Raw genomic sequence first — 6,424 nt, forward strand, 5'->3', positions numbered from 1 at the left:
CGCCGCCTGTTCCGGGGCAGCGGTCGGTTCCGCCTCGGCGGCGGGGCCGCGGCCGCGGCTGCGGCGGCGCCACGATCATGCGTTCACCGCCTTGGTGCCGGCGGCGGTGAAACCGCGCCTTGGCGGGTTGCCGGTCATGGCGGGGAGCTGTGCCCAGACGGTCTTCCCTGGCCCAGGCGCGGCCAGTTGGAAACCCCATGCGCCGCCGCTGAGGCCGTTGACCATGTGCAGGCCCCTGCCGTTCTCGGAGTCGGCAGACGCCGGACGCAGAACTGGTTGATGCGCGCTCTCGTCGTACATGGAGATGTACAGAAGGCCGTTGACGATCCAGAGGGCCAATTCACACCGGGATACTCGCGGTTGTCCTCGCCCGGGGGCGAACGGCCTTGTTGCGGCGCCCGCGTGACGTACGGCGTTGGAGGCCAGCTCAGCAACGATGGTGAGCGCGTCGTACGCCACGTCCTCGCGCACGCCCCACTCACGTAAGACGGACTTCGCGTGCCCCCTGGCATAGCGAACCGCCGATTGCTCGCATGCCAGGTCCAGCACGCTGTGGAAGCGAGAGCTGGGGGTCACGGTCACACCTTTCGGGGATGTCTCGGGCCTCGACCGACGAGGCGACCAGGGCAACACTGCTGTCTGTAATCAGTCAACGACGGAAATGGCATGCGAAAGTGCACAAGAAGCGCACAAGCCCACGGCAGGGTAGGGATGGTGGGTGACCATTGCAGCGAAGGAAACGATCAGAGAGGCACTGGTGATATGGGATCAGTCATCGCAGTCCCCGGGCCCGGCGCGAACGTGTCCCGACTCCGAAAGGAACGGGGATGGGGGCAGGCGCGGCTGGCCGCCGCGGCGGGGGTGTCCATGTCTCAGCTCGGCAAGATCGAGCGCGGAGAACGCACTCTGACCCAAGGCGTTGCGGCCTCCCTCGCTCGCGCGATGAGCCTGTCGCTCGAAGAGGTGCTCGGCACCACGCCGGTCCCGCTCGACGCCGCAGACTCCGTCAAGGCCCTCAACAGCGCGGTGCGCAGGTTCGATCTGCCCCGTGAGCCCGAGATGAACGAAGCGGAGATCGTGGCGGTCCTGGCCGCCATGGTCGAGACGCGCAGCAGCGCCGACCTGGATCGGGTCCTCGGCGATCTTCCCAGGCTGGTTTCCGGGGCGCAGGATTACGCGCACGCGATGGGCACCACAGAAGCTTGGGCCTTGGTCGTGGGGGCGTACTCCGCGGTCTACTGGCTGGCGGCCCGGCACCGTTGGATGACGCTGGCCGATCTCGCCGTCACCAAGCAGAAACTGGCCGCGCAGCGGTCCGACCCGGTGACCGCGGCCCTGGCGGCCCGGGACGAGGCCGGCGTCTACCTGAACCACGGCGAGTTCGAAGACGGGCTGGCGGTCGTGGACCGGGCGATCACTCAGGTGGAGAGGAATGCCACGGGGCAGGGACGCTCCTACGCCCTGGGAATCCTCCACCTCCGCGGCTTGACCCTCGCCGGCCGCCTCCAGGACAAGAGGACCGCCGACCAGCACATCAACCGCGCCTGGGCCGTCTCGGGGGGCTTCACCGAGGATGTCGAACGCTGCGGCATTCATTTCGGGCCGGAGAACACCGCCATGCACGTGATCGCGACCAGCGGGGACCTGCGTCGGCACGCGGACGCCATCAGCACCATGGAAGATCTCATGCGGGACGGGGTGTCCCTTCCGGTCACCCGGACCAGCCCCCTCCACATGAACACCGCCCGCTCCAGGCTCGCCCTGGGCGACAGGGACGGTGCGCTGGCAGACCTGGAGCAAGCGTGGGTCCTCGCACCCCAGATGGCGAAGGTCCACCCCACGTCGCAGGAAGTCCTCCGCGTCCTCACCTCGGCCCACAAGCGGAGCAACCCCAGGATCGTGAAGCTGGCGAAGAAGGCGCACATCCAGTTCTGATCCGCGCGACGCCGACAAAGGGGCCGGCGTGGGCCAGGCCGATCCGCGGCCGGCCCCCTTATCTTCTCTCGGAGCCCTACCGACGCGCCCGGCGACCGCCTCGGCAAGCCGGACCGCGCTCGGGAATCGTCGGCCTCGCTCGCGGAAGACATATGCCCTCGACGGCGAGTGACCAGATTGGCGCGCACGGTGACATGTCCGGAATGTTGTCTTCCTGCGGAGACCCTGAAGTTTCACCGCAGTTCGATGTCGCCCGGCTGTTCCCGGACCCGGTGGCCATGAGGCGAGTGCCATCCTGACGGCATGGCCGAACTCAACGGACGTCCCGTCACGCTCGACGAGCTCCAGACCCTCGCTCTCACCAACTACGGATCGTTCACCAGTCTGCGAGCGGACGACGGTCGGGTACGAGGACTCTCGCTCCACCTGGAGAGGCTTGTCCGTGACAGCAGAATCCTCTTCGGAGTCGAACTGGACACCGACCACGTACGCGAGCTGATCCGTCGGGTGGCTCCGGCGGACGGCTCGACGACAATCCGTGTCACCGTCTTCGACCCGTCAACAGACCTCGGACACCCCGACCGTGCCATGGACCCGAAGATCCTCGTCACCCAACGCCCGGCCGGCACATTGCCGTTGCCACCCCTCGCCGTCCAGTCGACGCTCTACGCACGCGACGTACCCGAGGTGAAGAGCGTCGGCCTCTTCGCGACTCTCCACCACCGCAGGGCCGCCCAACTCAACGGGTATGACGACGCCCTCTTCGTGGACGACGAGGGCGTCGTCCACGAGGGCGGCACCTGGAACATCGGCTTCTTCGACGGCGCCCAGCTGATCTGGCCGGACGCAGGAGCACTGCCGGGTGTGACCATGCTGCTTCTCCGGCGCCTCCACGAGCACCGTGCCGGGCGCGTCACCCTGTCGGACATCGGGACGATGCAGGCTGCCTTCGCCACCAACGCAGCGATCGGCGTTCGCGCCATCAGCCGCATCAACGACACCGAACTCCCCGTGGACCACCCCGTTCTCGACATCCTCCGCAAGGAATACATGGACCTGCCCGGTGAACCGATCTGAACGGAACGCCCAGAGCAGGGCTCGTCGGTAGGGTTGGGCAGCAGGACACCCGGAGGGGATACGTGGCCACGGTAGAGCGCTGGACCGGCCGGGAGGCCAAAGCCTTACGCACGGCCAAGCGCATGAGCCTCGAAGCGTTCACCGCCCACCTCGGCATCAGCGAACGCACCCTGTCCACCTGGGAGAGCCGCGGTGAGAACATCACCATCCGCGCCGTCAACCAGGCCGCTCTGGACACCTCACTGCGCGCCTCCGGTCCCGACGTCCACGAGCGCTTCGTCCGTCTGACCGACGCCTTCGAGACTGTCCTCCCGCACCAGGCCGACCTCGCTCCCCACGAAGCGCCCGTACAGCGGCACGAACGTCACCCCGGCGACGGCAAACAGATGGCCCTCGTCGACGCCGGCGTCTACCTCGGCAGCCCCGGCAACAAGCCTTTCTGGATCCCCGCCTTCTCCATCGACATCTTCCCGGTCACGTGGAGCGGGCCCGAGCGGTGCGCCGCGCGCACACCTCGGCGACTCCGCCGAAGGTCGTGAGGGACTTCGACGAACGACTCCACGGGGTCTACCTGTGATCAGCGACGGACGGAAGGACACGCGAACGTGCGACTGGGCATCACCGGCCACCGCGGAATGCCGGACCAGGCGGCGCAACTCGTCCGGGCCGCCCTCGTCGCGGTGATCGAGCAGTATCCGCCGACCGACCTGGTCGGCGTGAGCTGTATCGCCGACGGCCCCGACGCGTGGTTCGCGGAGGCGGTCCTCGACCACGGCGGTCAGATCGAAGTCGTCGTGCCGGCCGAGGAGTACCGCGACGACCTGCCCGAAGCCCACCACGCCGCCTACGACCAGTTGATCCGGCGAGCGACCGAAGTCCACGTGACCGGACTCAAGGAGTCGACCTCCGAAGCCCACCAGACCGGCAGTGAAATCCTGGTCGGCGCCGTCGACCTCCTGCTGGCCGTCTGGGACGGCCAACCCGCCCGCGGATACGGAGGCACCGCCGACGTAGTGGCCTACGCGGAGCGCACCGGCGTGCCGTACTCGATCACCTGGCCCGAGGGCGCCACCCGAGACTGACGACAACCCGACCTGGCGCCGAGGCTGCCACTCGACAGCCGCGGTTCCGTACGAAAGCAGGTGGCCGAACGCACCTCGTCCGGGTACATCGGCAAGAAGCTGGAAGGGCTACGCGGACACCTCGCACCCTTCCTGGCCGACAAGCGGGTCTTCGACTTCGACGAACGAATCTCATCACTGTCTGCCGCATGAGCGCGCTGGAGGAATGACGATGACCGAGCAGGGCCGGGTCTTCCGAGAAGCCTGGATCAAGGGCGTGACCACCCACTACCCGGGCGAGCCGAAGCCCGGGTATGTGGTGCCCTGGGAGGAGACCCCCGACTGGGAACGCGACGCGGCATCCTCGGTATACGGCCAGGTGAAGGACTTTCTCACCGTCAGCGCTCGCAGTGCCGCCAGGCTGAGCCGGGAGCAGAAGGGACGGTTCGTGTCCCTGTGCTGGATCGCCCAGATCCACAAGCACTTCCCCGATCCGAAGCCTTCCTATGTGGCCGACTGGGACAACCAGCCGACCTGGCAGCGGGAGACCAACGCCGACATTTTCGACGCCATCGAGCAACAACCCTGAGCCGGCACCCCCGTCCAGTGGCTGGGCGCTCCCCCGTCAGGCGCGGGCGATGCGGTCGAGGATGACGGGTGGGGGGGTGAAGACGGTGCCGGCCGGGGCGATCGAGAACGCGTCGTTCAACGCCTCCAGGGCGCCCGGGAACTTCTCGGGGGTGTCGGTGTGGAGGGTGAGGAGGGGGGCGCCCGCCAGCACGGAGTCCCCGGGCTTCGCGTGGAGTTCGATACCCGCACCGGCCTGGACGGAGTCCTCCTTGCGGGCGCGGCCGGCACCGAGCCGCCAGGCGGCGACGCCGACCGCGTAGGCGTCGAGGACGGTGAGGACACCGCTCGCGGGGGCGGTCAGGACGTGCTGCTCGCGGGCGACGGGGAGGGTGGCCTCGGGGTCGCCCCCCTGCGCCCGGATCATGCGGCGCCACGCGTCCATCGCGGAACCGTCGGCGAGGGCCTTGGCGGGGTCGGCGTCGGGCAGCCCGGCGGCGTCGAGCATCTCGCGGGCGAGCGCGAGGGTGAGTTCGACGACGTCGGCGGGGCCGCCGCCGGCCAGCACCTCGACGGACTCGCGTACTTCGAGCGCGTTGCCCGCGGTGCGGCCGAGCGGGGTGGACATGTCGGTGAGCAGCGCGACGGTGCGCACCCCGTGGTCGGTGCCGAGCCCGACCATGGTGGACGCCAACTCGCGGGCGTCCTCAAGGGACTTCATGAACGCGCCCGAGCCGACCTTGACGTCGAGGACGAGCGAGCCGGTGCCCTCGGCGATCTTCTTGGACATGATCGAGGAGGCGATCAGCGGGATCGACTCGACGGTCCCGGTCACGTCCCGCAGCGCGTACAGCTTCTTGTCGGCCGGCGCGAGCCCGTCGCCGGCCGCGCAGACCACGGCGCCGACATCCGCGAGGACCGCGAGCATCTCGTCGTTGCCGAGCGAGGCCCGCCAGCCGGGGATGGACTCCAGCTTGTCGAGGGTGCCGCCGGTGTGGCCCAGGCCGCGCCCGGACAGTTGCGGAACGGCCGCGCCGCACGCGGCGACCAGCGGTGCCAGCGGCAGCGTGATCTTGTCGCCGACGCCGCCGGTGGAGTGCTTGTCGGCGGTGGGCCGGGCCAGCCCGGAGAAGTCCATCCGCTCGCCGGAGGCGATCATCGCGGCGGTCCAGCGGGCGATCTCGGCCCGGTCCATGCCGTTGAGCAGAATCGCCATGGCCAGCGCCGACATCTGCTCGTCGGCGACCTCGCCGCGGGTGTAGGCGTCGATCACCCAGTCGATCTGCTCGTCGCCGAGCCGGCCGCGGTCGCGCTTGGCACGGATGACGGAAATGGCGTCCATGAAACGGGGCTTCCTAGCGGTTGAGGTCTTCGGGCCCGAAGGCGTCGGGCAGGACATCGCTCATCGGCCGTACCCCGCGCGGGGTGTCGACGAGCATTTCGGGGCCGCCGTGCTCCCACAGCAGTTGCCGGCAGCGCCCGCACGGCATGAGCGGGTCGCCACGCAGGTCGGAGCAGGAGAAGGCGACCAGCCGGCCGCCGCCGGAGGCGTGCAGCGCCGAGACGAGCCCGCACTCGGCGCACAACGCGACCCCGTAGGCGGCGTTCTCGACGTTGCAGCCGACCACGGTGCGGCCGTCGTCGGTGAGTGCGGCGGCACCGACCGGGAAGCCCGAGTAGGGCGCGTACGCCCGCTCCATGGCGTCCCGGGCGGCGCCGCGCAGCGCCTTCCAGTCCACGTCGGGCCCGGGTACGGCCGCGGGAGCCGGGCAGGCCCCCGGCAG

General features: G+C 69.4%; 9 protein-coding genes. 6 read left to right on the forward strand and 3 right to left on the reverse strand.

Annotated elements, in window-relative coordinates:
- Window positions 1–75: 75 nt before the first annotated feature.
- Window positions 76–576 carry an ATP-binding protein gene (locus AC13HU_RS29260; RefSeq protein ID WP_483044978.1) on the reverse strand — a complete coding sequence of 167 codons (501 nt, stop codon included), beginning with the start codon at window positions 574–576 and terminating at the stop codon, window positions 76–78.
- 186 nt (window positions 577–762) lie between these two features.
- Here AC13HU_RS29260 and AC13HU_RS29265 point away from each other — a divergent pair, with 186 nt between their 5' ends.
- The 6 genes from AC13HU_RS29265 to AC13HU_RS29290 all read left to right on the forward strand — a co-directional run bounded on the left by AC13HU_RS29265 (window position 763) and on the right by AC13HU_RS29290 (window position 4,662).
- Entirely contained in the window at window positions 763–1,935 is a 1,173-nt protein-coding gene (locus AC13HU_RS29265; RefSeq protein ID WP_483044979.1) for a helix-turn-helix domain-containing protein, read from the forward strand.
- A gap of 303 nt (window positions 1,936–2,238) precedes the next feature.
- A complete protein-coding gene (locus AC13HU_RS29270; RefSeq protein WP_483044980.1) occupies window positions 2,239–3,012 on the forward strand; it encodes an aminotransferase class IV family protein in 774 nt (257 codons plus the stop codon).
- Between the two features lie 122 nt (window positions 3,013–3,134).
- A complete protein-coding gene (locus AC13HU_RS29275; RefSeq protein WP_483044981.1) occupies window positions 3,135–3,551 on the forward strand; it encodes a hypothetical protein in 417 nt (138 codons plus the stop codon).
- A gap of 66 nt (window positions 3,552–3,617) precedes the next feature.
- Window positions 3,618–4,094 carry a hypothetical protein gene (locus AC13HU_RS29280; RefSeq protein ID WP_483044982.1) on the forward strand — a complete coding sequence of 159 codons (477 nt, stop codon included), beginning with the start codon at window positions 3,618–3,620 and terminating at the stop codon, window positions 4,092–4,094.
- Between the two features lie 60 nt (window positions 4,095–4,154).
- Window positions 4,155–4,286 carry a hypothetical protein gene (locus tag AC13HU_RS29285; RefSeq protein WP_483044983.1) on the forward strand — a complete coding sequence of 44 codons (132 nt, stop codon included), beginning with the start codon at window positions 4,155–4,157 and terminating at the stop codon, window positions 4,284–4,286.
- Between the two features lie 13 nt (window positions 4,287–4,299).
- On the forward strand, window positions 4,300–4,662 hold the full coding sequence (locus AC13HU_RS29290) for a hypothetical protein (protein ID WP_483044984.1): 363 nt from the start codon (window positions 4,300–4,302) through the stop codon (window positions 4,660–4,662).
- A 36-nt stretch (window positions 4,663–4,698) separates the two neighbouring features.
- Here AC13HU_RS29290 and AC13HU_RS29295 read toward each other — a convergent pair whose 3' ends face one another.
- Entirely contained in the window at window positions 4,699–5,982 is a 1,284-nt protein-coding gene (locus tag AC13HU_RS29295; protein ID WP_483044985.1) for a thymidine phosphorylase, read from the reverse strand.
- A 13-nt stretch (window positions 5,983–5,995) separates the two neighbouring features.
- Window positions 5,996–6,424: a cytidine deaminase gene (locus AC13HU_RS29300; RefSeq protein WP_483044986.1), complete on the reverse strand. Its 429-nt coding sequence runs from the start codon at window positions 6,422–6,424 to the stop codon at window positions 5,996–5,998.

The sequence above is a fragment of the Streptomyces sp. NH27 genome (assembly GCF_056859195.1).

Coding starts and splice junctions, on each gene's coding strand:
- AC13HU_RS29275 (WP_483044981.1), top strand. CDS start 3,135: ATGAGCCTCGAAGCGTTCACCGCCCACCTCGGCATCAGCGAACGCACC.
- AC13HU_RS29270 (WP_483044980.1), top strand. CDS start 2,239: ATGGCCGAACTCAACGGACGTCCCGTCACGCTCGACGAGCTCCAGACC.
- AC13HU_RS29265 (WP_483044979.1), top strand. CDS start 763: ATGGGATCAGTCATCGCAGTCCCCGGGCCCGGCGCGAACGTGTCCCGA.
- AC13HU_RS29290 (WP_483044984.1), top strand. CDS start 4,300: ATGACGATGACCGAGCAGGGCCGGGTCTTCCGAGAAGCCTGGATCAAG.
- AC13HU_RS29295 (WP_483044985.1), bottom strand. CDS start 5,982: ATGGACGCCATTTCCGTCATCCGTGCCAAGCGCGACCGCGGCCGGCTC.